This window comes from Nocardia sp. NPDC004711 (genome assembly GCF_053601595.1).
Window position 1 is genome coordinate 305,753 of the sequence record NZ_JBSGCB010000002.1, and the last position, 17,894, is coordinate 323,646.

Annotated in this window: 21 protein-coding genes; 12 read left to right on the forward strand and 9 right to left on the reverse strand. The window is 68.9% G+C overall.

What is annotated here, in order from left to right; translation table 11 throughout:
* Positions 1 to 4: 4 nt before the first annotated feature.
* From ACWEKS_RS02975 to ACWEKS_RS02995, 5 genes are all read left to right on the forward strand, one after another.
* Positions 5 to 682, forward strand: coding sequence for a response regulator transcription factor (locus ACWEKS_RS02975; RefSeq protein WP_354830111.1), 678 nt, complete (start codon positions 5 to 7; stop codon positions 680 to 682).
* An 83-nt stretch (positions 683 to 765) separates the two neighbouring features.
* Positions 766 to 2,076, forward strand: coding sequence for a sensor histidine kinase (locus ACWEKS_RS02980; protein WP_452338516.1), 1,311 nt, complete (start codon positions 766 to 768; stop codon positions 2,074 to 2,076).
* 113 nt (positions 2,077 to 2,189) lie between these two features.
* Complete coding sequence (locus ACWEKS_RS02985) at positions 2,190 to 2,570, forward strand: hypothetical protein (RefSeq protein ID WP_452338517.1); 381 nt, start codon at positions 2,190 to 2,192, stop codon at positions 2,568 to 2,570.
* Positions 2,571 to 2,608: 38 nt separating this feature from the next.
* A complete protein-coding gene (locus ACWEKS_RS02990; RefSeq protein WP_364623412.1) occupies positions 2,609 to 3,301 on the forward strand; it encodes a response regulator transcription factor in 693 nt (230 codons plus the stop codon).
* The gene (locus ACWEKS_RS02995; RefSeq protein ID WP_452338518.1) at positions 3,298 to 4,617 is read left to right on the forward strand and encodes an ATP-binding protein; all 1,320 of its coding nucleotides are present in this window, start codon (positions 3,298 to 3,300) and stop codon (positions 4,615 to 4,617) included. The genes ACWEKS_RS02990 and ACWEKS_RS02995 overlap by 4 nt, the downstream gene beginning before the upstream one ends.
* Here the strand turns inward: ACWEKS_RS02995 and ACWEKS_RS03000 are convergent.
* Entirely contained in the window at positions 4,583 to 5,152 is a 570-nt protein-coding gene (locus ACWEKS_RS03000) for a GtrA family protein (protein WP_364623406.1), read from the reverse strand. The two genes, ACWEKS_RS02995 and ACWEKS_RS03000, sit on opposite strands and share 35 nt — an antisense overlap.
* Positions 5,153 to 5,250: 98 nt before the next feature.
* Here ACWEKS_RS03000 and ACWEKS_RS03005 point away from each other — a divergent pair, with 98 nt between their 5' ends.
* From ACWEKS_RS03005 to ACWEKS_RS03020, 4 genes are all read left to right on the forward strand, one after another.
* A complete protein-coding gene (locus tag ACWEKS_RS03005) occupies positions 5,251 to 6,474 on the forward strand; it encodes a 5-(carboxyamino)imidazole ribonucleotide synthase (RefSeq protein WP_452338519.1) in 1,224 nt (407 codons plus the stop codon).
* A complete protein-coding gene (gene purE / locus ACWEKS_RS03010; RefSeq protein WP_452338520.1) occupies positions 6,467 to 6,970 on the forward strand; it encodes a 5-(carboxyamino)imidazole ribonucleotide mutase in 504 nt (167 codons plus the stop codon). The genes ACWEKS_RS03005 and purE overlap by 8 nt, the downstream gene beginning before the upstream one ends.
* 192 nt (positions 6,971 to 7,162) lie before the next feature.
* A complete protein-coding gene (locus ACWEKS_RS03015; protein WP_452338521.1) occupies positions 7,163 to 7,867 on the forward strand; it encodes a TetR family transcriptional regulator in 705 nt (234 codons plus the stop codon).
* A 171-nt stretch (positions 7,868 to 8,038) separates the two neighbouring features.
* Positions 8,039 to 9,196 carry an acyl-CoA dehydrogenase gene (locus ACWEKS_RS03020; protein WP_354831566.1) on the forward strand — a complete coding sequence of 386 codons (1,158 nt, stop codon included), beginning with the start codon at positions 8,039 to 8,041 and terminating at the stop codon, positions 9,194 to 9,196.
* 102 nt (positions 9,197 to 9,298) lie between these two features.
* On the opposite strand, the gene ACWEKS_RS03025 is transcribed toward ACWEKS_RS03020, so the two are convergent.
* Positions 9,299 to 9,814: a hypothetical protein gene (locus tag ACWEKS_RS03025; RefSeq protein ID WP_379382003.1), complete on the reverse strand. Its 516-nt coding sequence runs from the start codon at positions 9,812 to 9,814 to the stop codon at positions 9,299 to 9,301.
* Between the two features lie 312 nt (positions 9,815 to 10,126).
* On the opposite strand from ACWEKS_RS03025, the gene ACWEKS_RS03030 reads away from it, so the two are divergent.
* Positions 10,127 to 10,447: a hypothetical protein gene (locus ACWEKS_RS03030; protein ID WP_354830095.1), complete on the forward strand. Its 321-nt coding sequence runs from the start codon at positions 10,127 to 10,129 to the stop codon at positions 10,445 to 10,447.
* Here ACWEKS_RS03030 and ACWEKS_RS03035 read toward each other — a convergent pair.
* The 3 genes from ACWEKS_RS03035 to ACWEKS_RS03045 form a co-directional block, all read right to left on the reverse strand.
* Entirely contained in the window at positions 10,444 to 10,734 is a 291-nt protein-coding gene (locus ACWEKS_RS03035; RefSeq protein WP_354830093.1) for a GNAT family N-acetyltransferase, read from the reverse strand. The two genes, ACWEKS_RS03030 and ACWEKS_RS03035, sit on opposite strands and share 4 nt — an antisense overlap.
* A 46-nt stretch (positions 10,735 to 10,780) precedes the next feature.
* Positions 10,781 to 12,100 carry an FAD-binding oxidoreductase gene (locus ACWEKS_RS03040; RefSeq protein WP_452338532.1) on the reverse strand — a complete coding sequence of 440 codons (1,320 nt, stop codon included), beginning with the start codon at positions 12,098 to 12,100 and terminating at the stop codon, positions 10,781 to 10,783.
* Positions 12,101 to 12,207: 107 nt separating this feature from the next.
* Positions 12,208 to 13,671: an MFS transporter gene (locus ACWEKS_RS03045; protein ID WP_452338522.1), complete on the reverse strand. Its 1,464-nt coding sequence runs from the start codon at positions 13,669 to 13,671 to the stop codon at positions 12,208 to 12,210.
* A gap of 146 nt (positions 13,672 to 13,817) precedes the next feature.
* On the opposite strand from ACWEKS_RS03045, the gene ACWEKS_RS03050 reads away from it, so the two are divergent.
* Positions 13,818 to 14,441, forward strand: coding sequence for a TetR family transcriptional regulator (locus tag ACWEKS_RS03050; protein WP_452338523.1), 624 nt, complete (start codon positions 13,818 to 13,820; stop codon positions 14,439 to 14,441).
* A gap of 30 nt (positions 14,442 to 14,471) precedes the next feature.
* Entirely contained in the window at positions 14,472 to 14,792 is a 321-nt protein-coding gene (locus tag ACWEKS_RS03055; protein WP_328601883.1) for a co-chaperone GroES, read from the forward strand.
* 62 nt (positions 14,793 to 14,854) lie between these two features.
* Here the strand turns inward: ACWEKS_RS03055 and ACWEKS_RS03060 are convergent, their stop codons facing one another.
* The 4 genes from ACWEKS_RS03060 to ACWEKS_RS03075 all read right to left on the reverse strand — a co-directional run.
* Positions 14,855 to 15,643 carry an oxidoreductase gene (locus ACWEKS_RS03060; protein ID WP_452338524.1) on the reverse strand — a complete coding sequence of 263 codons (789 nt, stop codon included), beginning with the start codon at positions 15,641 to 15,643 and terminating at the stop codon, positions 14,855 to 14,857.
* Between the two features lie 76 nt (positions 15,644 to 15,719).
* A complete protein-coding gene (locus ACWEKS_RS03065; protein ID WP_452338525.1) occupies positions 15,720 to 16,295 on the reverse strand; it encodes a TetR/AcrR family transcriptional regulator in 576 nt (191 codons plus the stop codon).
* Between the two features lie 60 nt (positions 16,296 to 16,355).
* Positions 16,356 to 17,771 (reverse strand): NAD(P)(+) transhydrogenase (Re/Si-specific) subunit beta, encoded by a 1,416-nt coding sequence (locus ACWEKS_RS03070; protein ID WP_452338526.1) that lies wholly within the window; start codon positions 17,769 to 17,771, stop codon positions 16,356 to 16,358.
* A 3-nt stretch (positions 17,772 to 17,774) separates the two neighbouring features.
* A partial coding sequence (locus ACWEKS_RS03075; RefSeq protein ID WP_452338533.1) for a proton-translocating transhydrogenase family protein occupies positions 17,775 to 17,894 on the reverse strand: 120 nt, incomplete at its 5' end.

Sequence of the window (17,894 nt, forward strand, 5' to 3'; positions counted from 1 at the left end):
TGCCGTGACCGCAGTACTGCTGGCCGAAGACGACGAGGCCATCGCCGCCCCGCTGTCGCGGGCGCTGGGCCGTGAAGGCTATTCGGTGACCGTGGAGAGCTACGGTCCCGCCGTGCTCGAACGGGCCCTGGAGGGTGGTCACGACCTGCTGATCCTGGATCTCGGCCTGCCCGGTATGGACGGGCTCGAGGTGTGCCGTCAGGTGCGGGCGCGCGGCGCCGAGCTGGCCGTGCTCATGCTCACCGCGCGCACCGACGAGGTGGACTTCGTGGTCGGCCTGGACGCCGGCGCGGACGACTATGTGGGCAAGCCGTTCCGGCTGGCCGAGCTGCTGGCCCGGGTGCGGGCGTTGTTGCGCCGCAGCGGAATCGGGGACGAGGCCGTGGAGGTGGGCGGCATCCGGCTGGAGCCGGCCGCGCGGCGGGTGCTGGTGAACGGCATCGAGGTGAACCTGGCGAACAAGGAGTACGAGCTGCTGAAGGTGCTCATCGACCGGGCCGGGCAGGTGGTCTCGCGCGAGATGATCCTGCGCGAGGTGTGGGGTGACGCCGATCTGCGCGGCTCCAAGACCCTGGACATGCACATGTCGTGGCTGCGCCGCAAGATCGGCGACGAGGGGCCGGTGGCCGAGCGGCGTATCGTGACCGTCCGCGGCGTAGGCTTCCGGTTCAATACCGACTAGCCGCTCAGTTCGAAATCCTTACTGTTGTGCTGTTCCGCGCGCGTCCGAACCCCGAAAACCCGGCGAAGCGAGGCATCTCGACGATGAGACGCAGGATCCTGCTGTCCATGGTGGCCGCCTTGACCCTCACCACTCTGGTTCTCGGTGTGCCGCTGGCGTTCACGGCCTGGAAGTGGGTCGAGGACATCAACCGCAACGAACTGCGCAACCGGCTCGACGGCATCTCCGAGGAGGTGACGCGACAGGAGCGCGACGGCGTGCTGTACGGCGAGCTGGACACCAAGGCGGTGCGGCTGCTGATTCCCGCCAACGGCAAGCTGACCATCATCTATCCGACGCCGACCGAGCCCAACAAGAAGGTCGACATCGGCGCGAACACGGTGCGCGATCCGCTCTCGGAGTCCTGGTCGATGGGCACCGACGGCTCGCTGCGGCTGGAAGTGCCTTCGGCCCCAATGCATTCCATGCAGCGGCAGGCGCTCGGCGCGGTGCTGGGCCTGGTGCTCATCTCGCTGGGCGCGGGCATCGCGGTGGCGGTGGTGACCGCGCGCCGGGTGGCCGACCCGCTGCGGGACGTGGCGGCCCGCGCGGCGCGGCTGGCCATGGGCGACTTCCGCGCCGATCCGCGTCGCCACGGCATCACCGAACTGGACCGGGTGTCCGACGTCCTGGATTCGGCCACAGTGGAAATCGCGGGCCGGCTGCAGCGTGAGCACGCCCTGGTCGCCGATGTCTCGCATCAGCTGCGCAGCCGGCTCACCGCCGTGCGCCTGCGCCTGGACGAGCTGTCCGCGCACGCCGACCCGGCGGTGGTGCACGAGGCGGAAGAGGCCATGGCGCAGGTGGATCGGCTCACCGACGCCATCGACGAACTGGTGCGCGCCTCCCGCGACGAGGGCGCGGCCGAGCGCGATCCGCTGCCGGTGGTGGCCGAATTGCGCAGTGTCGTCGCGGAATGGCGGCATCCCTTCGCCGAGGCCGGGCGCAAGCTGGTGCTGCTCGGCGACCCGACTCTCAAAGCGCCCGTGACGGGTTCACGCCTGCGCGAGGCGCTCGCGGTGCTGGTCGACAATGCGCTCATGCACGGCGGCGGCACCTGCACGGTGTCGGTGCGCACGGTGACCGGCCGCATGGACGATCACGAGCCGCTGGTGGTCGTCGAGGTCGCCGACGAGGGCGACGGCGTGCGAGATGAGCTGGCGCCGCACATCTTCGATCGCGGCTTCTCGGCGGCGGGCTCCACCGGCGTCGGGCTGGCCCTGGCCCGCGCGCTGATCGAAGCCGACGGCGGGCGACTGGAACTCCAGCGCCGCCGCCCCGCCCTGTTCGCCGTGTTCCTCGGCTCCTCGGGGGTGGCGTCGCGGCCGATCGCGGTCGGCACCGAGCCGCGCTGATCTTCTATCCGTTCTCTAACCGTTCGTTAGCCGGTCCTGAGAATCCGCTTCCTACCTTCGGATTCGTCAACCGGAGCCGGCGCACCATCGCCGGTGAGAGAACAGGAGACGCCATGCCGATCTTCACCGTCCGCCGCACCATGACCGCCGCGGTCCTCGGGACCGCCGCCCTCGGGGCGCTGGTACTGCCCGCGGTGGCGCAGGCGGCGACGCCGGATTCGATTGCGGGACTGGCGGATACGGGCAGTGCCGAGCCCGCCGCCCCGGCCGCCCCCACCGGTCCGGGCGTGCTGATCATCAAGGATCGTGACGGCAATGTGACTGTGCGCCAGGCCGAGCCGGGTGTGCCGCCCGGCCCCGGCGCCGTGCCGGCCCTCCCGTTGCAGCCGGGCCTGCCGGTGCCCGGCGTGGTGACCGTGCCGCCGGGCGATCCGGGCGTGGCGGTCCTGCCGGGCAAACCGTCGCAGACCATCGTGGTGAACCCGGGTCGCTGAGGCTCCGCTCTCAGCTCGCGTCAGTATCGTCTGATCGTGTGACGGGTCCCCGGATTCTGATTGTGGACGACGATGTCAGGGTGCTGTCCTCGGTGGCGCGGGGGCTCCGGATGTCGGGTTTCGACGTCGAAACCGCGGCAGACGGGGCCGCCGCGCTCCGCCAGATCGCCGCGTATGCCCCGCAGGCCATGCTGCTCGACCTGAACATGCCGAATCTGGATGGCGTGCAGGTCGTCACGGCACTGCGCTCGCTGGGCAACGACATCCCGATCTGCGTGCTCAGCGCCCGCGCCGAGGTCACCGATCGCATCGACGCCCTGGAGGCCGGGGCCGACGACTACCTCACCAAGCCCTTCGACCTGGGCGAGCTGGTGGCCCGGCTGCGCGCCATGCTGCGGCGCGCGCCCGCCCCGGCCCACGTCACCGACGATCACATCACCGTCGGCCCGCTGACCATCGCACCCGGCGCGCGGCGCGCATGGGTCGACGGCACGCCCCTCGACCTCACCAAACGCGAATTCGATCTGCTCGCCGCGCTGGCCGCGGCGCCGGGGCAGGTCTTCTCCCGCGCCCAGCTCCTCGACCGGGTCTGGGGCTACGACTTCGAAACCCAGACCAAGGTGGTCGATGTGTTCGTCTCCTACCTCCGCCGCAAGATCGAGGCCGCCGGATCCCCGCGGCTCGTGCACACCGTGCGCGGCGTCGGCTTCGTGCTGCGGACCGAGCCGTGACCAGGCTGCCGCGACGGCCGGTGTCGCTGCGCGCCCGGGTCGCGCTGGCGAGCGCCGCGACGGCCGCGGTGGTGGTCGCCGCCATGTCGGTGGTGCTGTTCGCGTTCGCGCCGAACGACGCGGCGAATCAGGTCGGCCGGGTGGTCAGCGCGATCGCGCTCGCCCCCGCCCAGCTGCCCGGCCGGTCGCTGCCGGAACCCGTGCTGCCGAGTCTCCCCGTGCCCGGCGGCACGGTTGCTCCCGAGCCGGGCCTGCCCGCCGTCACGAAACCCGGGGTGCTCATCGTGCGCGGTGAGCCGGGCAGTCCGGAGCCGGAGTACTCGCGCACGGTGGCGCTCGACGGCCATCCGGTGGCGGTGACCGTGCCGACCGGCGTGGCCTCGGATTCGGCTGCGCAGCAGCGGATCCGGATCGTGCTCATCGGACTGGCCGCGGTGCTGCTGGCGGCGGTGCTGGGCTGGTACTTCGCGCATCGGGCGGTGGTCCCGCTGCGGCGGCTGACCGCGGCGACGGCCGGGCTGGGCGAGGGGCTGGCCCTGCAGACCCCGCGTCATCCGGTGGCCAGCGAGACGACGGAATTGGCCGAGGCCATGAACACCATGCTGGGGCGCATCGCGACCGAGCGTCGGCACACCGGCGAAGCACTGGTCACGGCACGCGATTTCGCCGCCACCGCCGCGCACGAGCTGCGCACGCCCCTGACGGCCATGCGCACCGACCTGCAGGTGCTGCGGTCCATGCCGCTGTCGGATGCCGAGCGCGCGGAGATCCTCGACGAGGTCCTGAGTGCGCAGAGTTCGGTCGAGGCCACCCTGCAGGCCCTGGAACGGCTGGCGGTGGGCGATCTGGCCACCGAATCCGATCGGGAGGATCTGGAGCTCGGACAGCTCATCGATCAGGTGGTGGACGACGCCCGGCGCTCGAATCCCGGCGTGCTCATCGACACCGAGGCGGTGGAGCCCATCGTGCTGCGCGGGCTGGCCGCGGGGCTGCGTTCGATCGTCGACAATGCGGTGACCAATGCCGTCCGGCACGGCGGGGCGCGGCGCATCGAGATCGCGGCGCGGCGCGACGACGATCACGTCGTCCTCACCGTCGACGACGACGGTCGCGGGATCCCGGCACCGGATCGGGAGCGCGTCTTCGAACGGTTCTACCGGGCGAGCACGACGCCGGGCAGCGGCCTGGGTCTGGCCCTGGTCGCACAGCAATCCCGCTTACACGGCGGTACCGCGACCATCGGGGAAAGTCCGGCGGGCGGCGTCCGCCTGACCGTCACCCTCAGCTGTGACCCAGCTGTTCCTCGTTCTCGGTGACGAGATCTTCGGCCTCGTTGACGAGGTCCTCGAATTCGGTTTGCAGTTCCTGCATTTCGTCGGGGAACACCCACCGCTTCATGGCCCAGAATCGGAATGCCATTTGCAGCAGGTTGCCGATGATGAAGGCGCTGAAGAAGTCGGCGATGTTCTCGACGGTGAAACTCACATTGGGCTGCCGGAGGTCGAACACGTAGCTCGACACCCACAGCGGCAGCGCGGCGAGTCCGACGCCGATTCCGCTGACCAGGAAGAACAGCAGCGCTTCGTGGTGCTTCTCGCGCCCACCGCGCTTGTCGAAGGTCCATTCCCGGTTGAGGATGTAGGACACGATGACCGCGATCGTGCCCGACATGATGCGGGCCACGGTCGGCTTGGTGTCCATGATCGTCCATTTGAGGACGTAGAAAATGCCCAGGTCGATGACGAACGTGGTCGCACCGACTATCGCGAACTTGAGTAGTTCGTAATGGCGGTCCGCGAGGGCCCGCAGGGGGGTGGGCAGGCGGTTGACCACTTTGTCGACAAATGACACGGAGCGAGTCTACGTCTCTGGTCCACACGCTGTCCGGCCGGTACAAATGGGGGCAGATACCTGTCATGCGACCCGAGGGTCGGTAGCCGGTGGGTGTCATGACAACATGGTGCAGCGTGAGCGCCCGTTCCTTCGATTCCTCCGCGATGCCCACCGTCACCATGATCGGCGGTGGCCAGCTCGCGCGCATGACCCATCAGGCGGCCATCGCGCTGGGCCAGCGGCTGCGCGTGCTCGCCGAGCGCCCCGACGACCCGGCCGCCCAGGTGACGCCGGACGTGGTCCTCGGCAGCCACGACGATCTGGCCGCGCTGCGCAAGGCCGCCGTCGGCTCCTACGCGCTGACCTTCGACCACGAGCACGTGCCGACCGCGCACCTGGAGGCGCTCATCGCCGAGGGTGTGAACGTGCAGCCGCCGCCGCAGGCGCTGATCTACGCCCAGGACAAGCTCCGGATGCGGCGCAAGCTGGCCGAGCTGGGCGTGCCGATCCCGGCCTACACCGAGGTGACCTCGGTCGCCGACGCGGTGGCCTTCGCCGACGAGCACGGCTGGCCGTTCGTGCTCAAGGCGGTGCGCGGCGGCTACGACGGCCGCGGCGTGTGGATGCCCGCCGACGCCGCCGAGGCCGCCCCGATCATCGAAGACCAGCTGGCCCACGGGGTCTCGCTGATGGCCGAGGCCAAGGTGGACCTGAAGCGGGAGCTGTCGGCCATGGTGGCGCGCTCCCCGTTCGGGCAGGCCGCCGCCTGGCCGGTGGTGGAGACCGTGCAGCGCAACGGCCAGTGCGCGGTGGTCATCGCGCCCGCGCAGGACCTGACCGAGGCCAGGGCCACCGAGGCCGAGGCGCTCGCCCTGCGCCTGGCCGCCGAGCTCGGCGTGACCGGCGCCATGGCCGTGGAGCTGTTCGAGACCCACGCCGGCGAGCTGCTGGTCAACGAGCTGGCCATGCGGCCGCACAACTCCGGCCACTGGGGCATGGACGGCGCCTGCACCGGTCAGTTCGAGCAGCACCTGCGTGCGGTCCTGGACTACCCGCTGGGCAGCACCAGGCCGCTGGCCCCGGTCACCGTCATGGCCAATATCCTGGGCGCGCCGCAGGCCCCCGAGATGTCCATGGACGAACGGCTGCACCATCTTTCGGCCCGCATCCCCGAGGCCAAGGTGCACCTCTACGGCAAGAGCGAACGCCCCGACCGCAAGATCGGCCACATAAACATCCTCGGCGACGACGTGGCCGAGACCCGGGAGAAAGCCGAGCGGGCGGCGCACTGGATGTCGCACGCGATCTGGACCGACGGATGGGATCCGCACCATGACTGACACCGCACAGGTTGGCCTCATCATGGGGTCGGACTCCGACTGGCCCACCATGGAGGCGGCCGCGGAAGCCCTGGCCGAGTTCGGCATTCGCTTCGAGGTCGGCGTGGTCTCCGCGCACCGCACCCCGCAGCGCATGCTCGACTACGCCAAGAACGCGGCCGAGCGCGGCGTCAAGGTGATCATCGCGGGCGCGGGCGGCGCGGCCCACCTGCCCGGCATGGTCGCCTCCGCCACCCCGCTGCCGGTCATCGGCGTGCCGGTGCCGCTGAAGTACCTGGACGGCATGGACTCCCTGCTGTCGATCGTCCAGATGCCGGCCGGCGTCCCGGTCGCCACCGTCTCCATCGGCGGCGCCCGCAACGCCGGCCTGCTCGCGGTCCGCATTCTCGCCACCGCCGACCCCGAATTGCGTTCCCGCATGGAGCTTTTCCAGGCCGGCCTGGAAAAGATGGTCCTCGAGAAGGACGAGGCGCTGCGCACCAAACTCCTGGGCTAGCGCCGCGATTCGGCGACGGGACGAGGCGGTGCGGCAAGCGCCGCCTCGAACTGTTTCGGCGTGATGCGCACATGCGCCGGGACCTCTTCGCACTGCGTGCTCGTCGTCGGCGACCGTGGCGCCGGATCGGTGGAACGGCGTGCCATCGCGAGGCGGTGCCGGGGCGGGCGGCGGGGTCGCTACGGTTGGCGGATGCCTACCGACCAGCCCGCACGGCCGCGCGCCGACGCGGATCCGACCCAGCGCCGTCTCACCGTGGTGGATCAGGCGCTACGGCTGTTCGCCGAAAAGGGTTACGAGGCAACGACGGTCGACGAGATCGCGGAGGCGGCGGGGATTTCGCGGCGGACCTTCTTCCGGCAGTTCCGGTCCAAGGAGGACGTGGTCTTCGCCGATCACGAGTCGCAGCTGGCGCAGGCGCGGGCATTCTTGGAGAGCACACCGTCGGAGGCGGCGCAGGGGGATCCGTGGGATGCCGTGTGCGAGGCCGTGGTCGAGGTGTTCGAGCGGTTCACGCAGTGGCGGGAGATCGCGGCCCGGCGCTACCGGGTGGTGCGGCAGGTGCCGACACTGCGGGAGCGGGAGATCGTGACGGTCTTCCGGTACGAGCGGTTGTTCACCGACTATCTGCGCGGGCGATTGCAGGGGACCGCGGATCTGGAGTTGGTGCAGTTCACGGCCGCGGTGACGGCTACCCACAACTATCTGCTGCGGCGGATGGTCCGGGGTGAGTCGGCGGCGAGCCCGGCGGATCTGCGGGCGGCGCTGGCGGCGATTCCGCGCGGGGGACGCGGGCCCGCGCCGGCCTCGGACGAGATGGTGGTGGCGGTGTTTCCCCGTGATCTCTCGCCACGGCAGGTCGCGGACCTGCTGGCCCGTCGCCTCGATTCGCTGTGAGACGCCCACAGTGGCGCAAATGACACTGCGTGCCACAGATTAGTGCGCAGGTACCCGCACGTAACTGCGATTTCGCGGCGTATACTCGATTTCGACTGGCACTGAGTGCCGTACAAGTTGGCGATGCTGGGCAACCAGCGGCGATCCCCCGAAGACCAGGAGACGAACCCCATGGCGGGCAACCCCGATTTCAACTTGTTCCAGCTCGAGGACTTCCACCACGAGTTGCGCGAGGCCATCCGTGGCCTGTCCGAGAAGGAGATCGCCCCCTACGCGAAGGACGTGGACGGCAACGCCCGCTTCCCCGAGGAGGCGCTGACCGCCCTCAACGCGGCCGGCTTCAATGCCGTGCACGTGCCGGAGGCCTACGGCGGCCAGGGTGCGGACTCGGTCGCCACCTGCATCGTGATCGAAGAGGTCGCCCGCGTCTGCGGTTCCTCCTCGCTCATCCCGGCGGTCAACAAGCTGGGCACCATGGGCCTGATCCTGAACGGCTCCGAGGAGCTCAAGCACAAGGTGTTGTCCGACATCGTCGCGGGCAAGATGGCGTCCTACGCCCTGTCCGAGCGTGAGGCCGGCTCCGATGCCGCCTCCATGCGCACCCGCGCCAAGGCCGACGGCGACGGCTGGATCATCAACGGCTCCAAGTGCTGGATCACCAACGGCGGCCGGTCCGACTGGTACACCGTCATGGCCGTCACCGACGCCGACAAGGGCGCCAACGGCATCTCCTCGTTCATGGTCCACAAGGACGACGAGGGCTTCGTGGTCGGCCCGCTGGAGCACAAGCTGGGCATCAAGGGTTCCCCGACCGCCGAGCTGTACTTCGAGAACTGCAAGGTCCCCGGCGACCGCATCGTCGGCGAGCCCGGCACCGGTTTCAAGACCGCCCTGCAGACCCTGGACCACACCCGCCCGACCATCGGCGCGCAGGCCGTCGGTATCGCCCAGGGCGCCCTGGACGCCGCGATCGCCTACACCAAGGACCGCAAGCAGTTCGGCAAGGCCATCGCCGACTTCCAGAACACCCAGTTCATGCTGGCCGACATGGCCATGAAGATCGAGGCCGCCCGCCTCATGGTCTACACCTCGGCCGCCCGCGCCGAGCGTGGCGAGAAGAACCTCGGCTTCATCTCCGCGGCCGCCAAGTGCTTCGCCTCGGATGTGGCCATGGAGGTCACCACCAACGCCGTCCAGCTCTTTGGCGGCGCCGGCTACACCACCGACTTCCCGGTGGAGCGCATGATGCGCGACGCCAAGATCACCCAGATCTACGAGGGCACCAACCAGATCCAGCGCGTCGTCATGTCGCGTCAGATCCTGCGCTGATCGCTTTTCGATCGGGCGGATACGCGGGAGGCGGCTCCGAGCTGGGCTCGGGGCCGCCTCCGTTGCGTTCGGCCCGGATGTGCCGGGCCGGACGTCTGCGAACTACTGCGCGGACAGGCTGCTGAGCAGGCCGCCGATCAGCGGGATGGAGTTGGAGCTGCCGGTTCCGGTGGACGGGGTGCAGCTGGTCCCGGAGGGCGCGGTCTGCACAACGGTGACCGCCAGCGGGCCCTCGGCGGTGGCTGCGACATGGGCCTCGGTGACGAACAGGTTCCAGGAGCCCGTCGCGGTGGCGGACGCGGGCACCGATTGCGACGGCGTCCACTGGAAGGTCACGTCCTGGCCCGAGGTGGAGGCCACGGCGGCGGACCACCAGGTGACGTTGCTGGTGGTGTTGGTGGCTTCCAGGACGAAGTTGTTGTCGCCGTACTGGGAGGCCATGGCCGCGGCATCGGCCGCGGGGAAGGTGATGGTGTAGGTGGTGCCGGCGCAGTAGGCCGTGGAGGTCGTGATGGCGAGCTGCGCGGAGGCCGCGGGGGCCATCGCGAGGGTGAGCCCGGCCACGGCAGCGGCTCCGGCGATACCGGCGCTCGAACGAGCAAGGACCGACTTCTTCATCGGGTCTGTTTCTCCCCAGTTGTTGTCGAAAACCCCTGTGTCCAGGGGACTTCCGGACCCTAACCGAGTATTGAAACGTTAGTTCTTCACTTAGCCGGGAATCTCCTGTGAATCAGCGGGATTCGACCGCCGCGTGACGCGCGGGCCGCGGACGCGGCGAAATCTGTTCAGTAGCTGAAGGATTGCTCTGGCACTCGGCTCGCCGCCCATGTGCGGCAAGAGGGTTCGCCGGAACTTCTCTTCGCGGCTTCCTCGGGTAAAGCGCGGGTTTGAGGGCTGTTCGAGTGGGGATGCCGGGGGCACTATGGAGCCATGGCCGGAGTCGAAATCAACGACACCTTCGTCCGGCGCACACTGGCCGACGGACGGGTGGAAGAGGTCGCGTGGACGGAACTGGCAGAGGTGCGGATCATTACGGCGGCCGACGGCCCGTTCGCGGGGGACGTGTTCTTCGTGCTGATCGGGGCGACCGGTAAGGGGTGCGTGGTGCCCTACTCGGCCGCCGACACCGCGTTCCTGGCCAAGCTGCAGTCACTACCGGGGTTCGACGACGCGAAGGTGGGGGAGGCGATGGTGGGCAGCGCCGACCGGCATTTCCGGGTCTGGCAGCGTCGGCACCACCGCGCGAATTAGGCCACCAGGTCGGCGTATTCGGGGTGCTCCCCGATGTACTTCTCGACGTACCAGCAGGTGGGAATGATCGAGAAGCCGTCCGTGCGCGCGTCGTTCAGCGCGAACTCCACCACCTGCGCGGCCACGCCGCGGCCCCGGAACTCGGGAAAGGTGAGGGTGTGCTGGATGTCGCGGACCCTGGTGTCGCCGTCCACCCGCTCCGCGTAGTCGGCGTAGCCCGCGAGAGTGCCGTCCAGGTAGATCTCGTAGCGGGTCGCGTCGGCATTGTGCTCCAGCTTGGTGCTCATGACCGGTGTGAACTCCCTTGCGATGCGGATTGTTCCGGCGGGCCGGTCAGAGGACCGCGCCCGGATTGAGTATCCCGTGCGGATCCAGCGCGTCCTTGATCCGGCGAGTGAGCGCCATCACATCGGGGCCGAGCTGATCCGGTAGCCAGGCCTTCTTGAGCCGGCCGACGCCGTGCTCACCGGTGATGGTGCCGCCCAGCCCGATGGCCAGCTCCATGATCTCGCCGAACGCGAGGTGCGCGCGCTCGGACTCCTCCGGGTCGGCGGGGTCGTGGACGATCAGGGGATGGGTGTTGCCGTCGCCCGCGTGCGCGATGACGGAGATGAGCACCCGCCGGTGCGCGGCGATCTCGGCGATGCCGGTGACCAGGTCGCCGAGCCGCGGCAGCGGCACGCCCACGTCCTCGAGCAGTAGCGGCCCTTTGCGTTCCACGGCCGGGATGGCGAATCGCCGTGCCGCGCAGAAGGCTTCGCCCTCGTCCGGATCGTCGGTGCGGAAAGCCTCGGTGGCCCCGGCCTTTTCGCAGGCGGCCAGCATGATGTCCGCCTCGTGCCCAGCGTGTTCGCCCGGGGCGTCGGACCGCGCCACCAGCAGCCCCGCCGCGTTCCGGTCGAGTCCCATGCGCAGCTCGTCCTCGACGGCATTGATGGCCACCGAATCCATGAATTCCAGCATGGAGGGCCGCAATTGGCCGGTGATGGCCAGGATCGCGTCGGTCGCCGCGGTGAGCGTGGGGAAGGTGGCGACCACGGTGGACTGCGGCGGCTGCGCGGGCAGCAGCCGCAGGGTCAGCTCGGTGATGATCCCCAGCGTCCCCTCGCTGCCCACGAAGAGTTTGGTCAGCGAGAGCCCCGCCGAGTCCTTGAGCCGCGGCCCGCCCAGCCGCACCACGGTCCCGTCGGCCAGGACGACCTCCATGCCGAGCACGTAATCGGTTGTGACGCCGTACTTCACGCAGCACAGCCCGCCGGCATTGGTGGCCGCGTTCCCGCCGATGGAGCAGATCTCGAAGGAGGACGGGTCCGGCGGATACCACAGCCCGTGTTCGGCCACGGCCCGCTTGACCTCGGCGTTCAGCAGTCCCGGCTGCACCACCGCGGTCCGCGTCACGGTGTCGACGCTGATCTCCCGCATCTTCTCGGTGCTCAGCACCAGCGCCCCGGGCTGTGCGGTGGCCCCGCCGGACAGTCCGGTCCCGGCCCCGCGCGGCACGATCGGCACCCGATGCTCGGCCGCCCACCGCACGGTGGCCGCGACCTGCTCGGTGGTCAGCGGCCGCACCAGCGCGAGCGCGGTCCCGGCCTCCGGATCCAGCGCCCGATCCTGCCGATATCCGGCCAGCACGTCCGGATCGGTCACCACCATGCCCGTCGGGAGCAGACCGCGCAGTGTGTCGAGATCGATGTCCACACTCAGGAACGTACGGGCTTCCGGCTGATTTGTCCGGAAGCCCGTACGACAATCGGGAGTTCTCAGTGTGCGGCGGCGGCCTTCGGCAGGGCGAGTGCGGCGGTGAGCACGACACCCAGCACCGCGGCCCCGCCGAGCGCGGCCATCTCCATGGCGGTCACGTAGCCGCCGGTCCCGTGGTGCGCGCCCAGGGCGGTGAAGAAGATCACCCCGAGAACCGTTGCGCCGATGGCGTTTCCGAACTGCTGCGAGGTGGTCAGCACCCCGGCCGCCATCCCGGCCTGCCGCGCCGGAATCCCCGACGACAGCACGGCCCCGACCACCGACGGAATGGTCAGCCCATTGCCGGTGCCGACGATCATCATGCCGGGGATGAGCGCGAGCACGGTCACGTTCTGGCCCATGGCGGCCAGCACGGCCAGGGTCAGCGCCAGCCCGGTGAGGCTGGTGAGCGTCCCCGCCACCATGACCCGATTACCGATCCGGGCGGCGACCCGCGGCGCGAGGAAGAACGAGCTGCCCGCGAAGCACAGTCCCAGCGGCGCGAAGGCCAGTCCTGCGGTGAGCGGCGCGAGCCCGAGCCCGTTCTGCAGCATGAGCGTCAGGCACAGCATGAATCCGGCGAAGAAGGTCAGGTATCCGCCCGCGATCACCAGTCCGAGGCTGAACCCGCGTTCACGCACCATGCCGGTGTCGAGGACGGGTTCGCCGCCGCGCGTGGCCAGCCGGTTCTCGTAGCGCAGGGTGAGCAGCAGCACCGGGATCGAGGCGAGCATGCTGACCCAGGTCCACACCGGCCAGCCCTCGGGACGCCCCAGTGTGATCGGGACCAGCAGCAGTGCCAGCGCGGCCGAGATGCCCAGCGCGCCGATCGGGTCCAGTTTCGGCCGGTGGGTCGGCTCGTGCCGGGGCAGCCAGCGCGCGGCCAGCGCGGCGGCGATCAGCCCGATGGGCACATTGATGTAGAAGATGGTGCGCCAGCCCCACCCGAACAGGTCGGCGTCGAGCAGCACCCCGCCCAGCACCTGACCCGATACCGCGCCGATGCCGATGGTGGCGCCGAAAGCGGCCATGGCCCTGGGCCGTTCGTGCGGCGGGAAGAGCGTGTTGATGAGTGCGAGCATCTGCGGCACCATGAGCGCCGCGGTGCCGCCCTGCAGAATGCGGAAGGCGACCAGCGCCCAGGCATTGGGCGCGAGCCCGCACAACAGTGAGGCGAAGGTGAAGGCGAGCATGCCGATCACGAACAGCCGCCGGTGTCCGTGCAGGTCACCGAGCCGGCCGCCGGTGATCAGGCCCGAGGCGTAGGCGAAGCCATAGCCGCCGACGATGAGTTCCAGTGCCGATTCACCGGCGTGCAGGTCGTGTTCCAGCGAGGACGCGGCGACATTGACGACGAACCAGTCGAACATCGCCATGAACATGGCACTGAGGATGACGGGTAGCGCGCGCCAGCGGGCGGCGAACTCGAGGGGGCCGCTCGCGACGGGAGCCGTTGCGGCAGGCCGGTTTTCGAGGGTGGTCACGTCGTTCTCCCGAGCGTGAAGGGGGAATGGGGGTGGCGGGCGCGCCGTTGCGCCGGAAACTCGAGTCTTGTAACTAACCGGTTGGTTAGAGATATTCCACGGGGATCCCCGGCTTGTCAACCGGTTGGTTGGTTACCATCGAGGGCATGGCAGGCATCAGGGATCCCGAGGCCACGAAGGCGCGCATCTTCGAGGCCGCGACCGCGGAATTCGCGCAGTACGGGATCGCCGGGGCGCGGGTGGACCGCATCGCGCGCAATGCCAAGGCCAACAAGCAGCTCATCTACGCCTACTTCGGCGACAAGGAGAAGCTCTTCCATCAGGTGCTGGAGAAGACCATGCTGGCCGTGGCCGGCTCGGTGACCACCGATATCGAGGACCTCGACACCTGGATCGACCAGCACATCGACTACCACCGCGAGCATCCCGAATTGCTGCGCCTGCTGCAGTGGGAGGCCCTGGAACTGGGCCGGGAGCACGCCTCGGCAGGCGAATTGCGCTGCGGCCGTTACCTGGAGAAGCGCGAGAAGGTCGAGGTGGCGCAGGGCAAGGGCCTGATGCGCGCGGACATGCCGTCCGGTCAGGTGCTGATGCTGCTCATGTCGATGATCAACTATCCGCTGGCCGTCCCGCAGGTCAACGCCTTCACCATCGGCGTGGACGCCGATCCGGAGGAGCAGCGCGCGTGGATCAAGGACGCCATCCGCCGCATCGTCGCGCCCGAGACCGCGGCGTCGGTCGCCGGGCCGGACGCGGGCGCCGGGGCGTAACCGCTCGTACTCGCGCAGTACACTGCCGCGGTGTCCGATGCCAAGCTAGAGATCCAAATGCTGCACGACCGCGTCATGGTCAAGCTCAACCCCGAGGCGGGCGAGCGGCGCAGCAGTGGCGGCATTCTCATCCCGGCCACCGCGCAGGTGGCCAAGCGCCTGTCGTGGGGCGAGGTCTGTGGTGTGGGTTCCCATGTCCGCGCGGTGAGCGTCGGCGACCAGGTGCTGTTCAGCGCCGACGATCAGTTCGAGGTGGAGATCCAGGCGCAGGCGTATTACGTGCTGCGCGAACGCGATCTGCACGCCGTCGCCAACTCACACCCCGAGCACGGCACCGGCCTCTACCTGTAGTCGATCGAATATCAACGGCCCGCGTTCTTTTCGGGAACGCGGGCCGTTGTCGTACCCGTGTGTCAGACCGTCTTGATGATGCCGCCGTCGATCACATAGTCCGCGCCGGTGATGATGGCGGCCTGCTCGGAGGCCAGGAAGGTCACCAGCGCCGCCACCTCCTTCGCTTCGGCGATGCGGCCGGAGGCGATATTGAACTGCGCCGGAATGGCGTTCAGGAACTGCTCGTGGTCCATGCCGTTGGCCGCGGCCAGTTTCGCGCCGAGGTGGTCGGGGCCGCGCCAGATGTCGGTGCCGACCGGCCCGGGCGACACCGTGTTGACGCGGACGCCCTGCGGGCCGAACTCCTCGCTGAGCCGCTTGCCGAAGTTGGTGAGCGCGGCCTTGGCCTCGCTGTAGCCCGCCGGGCCGGCCGCCGGAATCCGCGCGTTGATCGAGGATACGGTCACGATCGCGCCGCGCCGCTCGATTATGCTCGGCAATGCCGCGCGGGTGGTGGTCACGACGCCGAACAGGTTGAGGTCGAACAGCTTTCGCCACTGCTCTTCCGGGGCGTCCAGGAACCCGCCCAGGGTCAGCTGGTCGGCGTCGCCGCCGCCCACATTGTTGACCAGGATGTCGATGCCGCCGAGCTCGGACAGCGCCGCCTCGACCGCGGCCAGCGCGCCCTCGGTGGTGCTCAGATCGGCGGAAACCGCTGCTGCCGCGACCTTTTCGAGCTCCGGGGTGACGTTGCGGGCCACGCCCACGACGCGCACGCCCTCATCGGCCAGCGCTTCGGCGACGGCCAGTCCGATGCCCCGGCTGGCGCCGGTGACGAGGGCGGTCTTGCCGTTCAGTCCGAGATCCATGATTCGTACCTTTCTTGAACTGTAGGTCAAAAACTGGGGTAGAGGAAAGGGCCGCCGGATGCGGCCCGTGAGTCGTTCAGAGAGTGGTCAGTGCGGTGTCGATAATGCGGTACAGCGTCTCCGCGTCCGCGATCTTGGCCATGATGCGAAGGCCGCCAATGGTATTCATCAAGAACTCGCTGTAGGCCAGGACGTCGAGTTGCGTTGGGACATCGCCGTCGCGCTGCCCCTGCTCGATGCGCTCGGTGAACGCCTCGACCAGGTGTGTGTGCGCGGCCGTCACCGCCTTGGTCGCCTCGGCATCATGCCCGCCGAGCTCCATGGCGGTATTCACCACCAGGCACCCCCGGCGGACCGGCTGCGCCAGATCATTGTCGACGGTCCACCGCATCCAGGCGCGCAGTCGTTCGCGGGTCGTCCCCGGCTGTGACAAGACCTCCCGGGCCAGTTCCACCCCGGTCCGGTCGTAGAGCGCCATGCACTGGTCGAACAACTCCCGCTTGCTTCCGAAGGTGTTGTACAGACTGCCTTTTCCGACTCCGCAGGCTTCCGCGAGCTGGGCGGGAGAGGTGTTCGCATAGCCATGGGTCCAGAACGTCTCCATTGCACGTTCCACCACGGCGTCTTCGTCGAAGTTCCGTGGTCGGCCCATGAATGCAAAAGTACCCCGTTCTGGACCTGGAGGTCAAGAACGGGGTACTTCACGAAACCGCTACAGCGCCTTCAGTTCCTCGGTGACCGCGCCGACGGACTTCTTGGCGTCGCCGAAGAGCATGGAGGTGTGGTCGGCGTAGAACAGCGGGTTGTCGATGCCGGCGAAGCCGGAGTTCATCGACCGCTTGAGCACGATCACGCTCTTGGCCTGGTCGACGTTGAGGACCGGCATGCCGTAGATCGGGGACGAGGCGTCCTCGCGGGCGGCCGGGTTGGTGACGTCGTTGGCGCCGATGACCAGGGCGACATCGGTGCGGGCGAACTCGCCGTTGATGTCGTCCATTTCCTTCATGGCGTCGTAGGAGACCTCGGCCTCGGCCAGCAGCACGTTCATGTGGCCGGGCATGCGACCGGCGACCGGGTGGATGGCGTACTTGACCTCGACGCCCTTGGCCTCGAGCAGGGCCGCCATCTCCTTGACCGCGTGCTGGGCCTGGGCCACGGCCATGCCGTAACCCGGGACCACGATGACCTGGTTGGCGTAGGCCATCTGGATCGCGGCGTCCGCGGCGGAGGTGGCCTTGGCCTGCTTCTGCTCGCCACTGCCCGATGCGCCGGGAGCCGTTGAACCACCACCGAATCCGCCCGCGACGATGGCGGGGATGGACCGGTTCATGGCCTTGGCCATCAGGTTGGTCAGGATGGTGCCGGACGCGCCGACGATCATGCCGGCCACGATCATGGCGGTGTTGTCCAAAGCCAGACCCGCGGCGGCCGCGGACAGACCGGTCAGCGCGTTGAGCAGCGAGATGACGACCGGCATGTCGGCGCCACCGATGGGCAGCACCACCATCAGGCCGAGAATGCCGGCCAGCACCAGCACCGCGATCATCCAGTACTGCGGCACGCCGGTGTCGGTCGCGCCGATGCCGATCACCACGGCCGCGGCGATCGAGCCCGCCAGCAGCAGCAGGTTCAGCGGCTGCTGCAGCTTGCCCACGCCGATCGGCTTGCCGGGCAGGATCTCCTGCAGCTTGCCGAAGGCGATCACCGAGCCCCAGAACGAGACCGAGCCGATGATGGCCGCGAACAGCGAGGCGATCACGATGTGCACGGTGGGCTGCTCGTGCACCGCGGAAAAGCCCTTGGTGTCGAGGAATTCGGCCCAGGCGATGAGCGCCACCGTGCCACCGCCGACGCCGTTGAACGCGGCGACCAGCTGCGGCATGGCGGTCATCTTGGTGAAGCGGGCGGGCGGAACGCCCAACCCCACGCCGACCACCAGGCCCGCGACGATGATGATCCAGTTATTGGTGTGCCGGATGGAGATGAGCGTCGCGACGACCGCGATGACCATGCCGGTCGCGGCGATCTGGTTGCCGCGCACCGCGGTCTTGGGACCGGTCAGGCCCATCAGACCGTAGATGAACAGCGCGAACGCGACGATGTAGAGGATATTGACCAGATTGTCCATGGCTCAGTGGCCCGCCTTCACAGATTCGTCGCTGCGCTTCGCTTCGCCCGCAGCAGGCTTCTTCGCCTTGAACATGCCCAGCATGCGGTCGGTCACGACGAAACCGCCGATGACGTTCAGGGT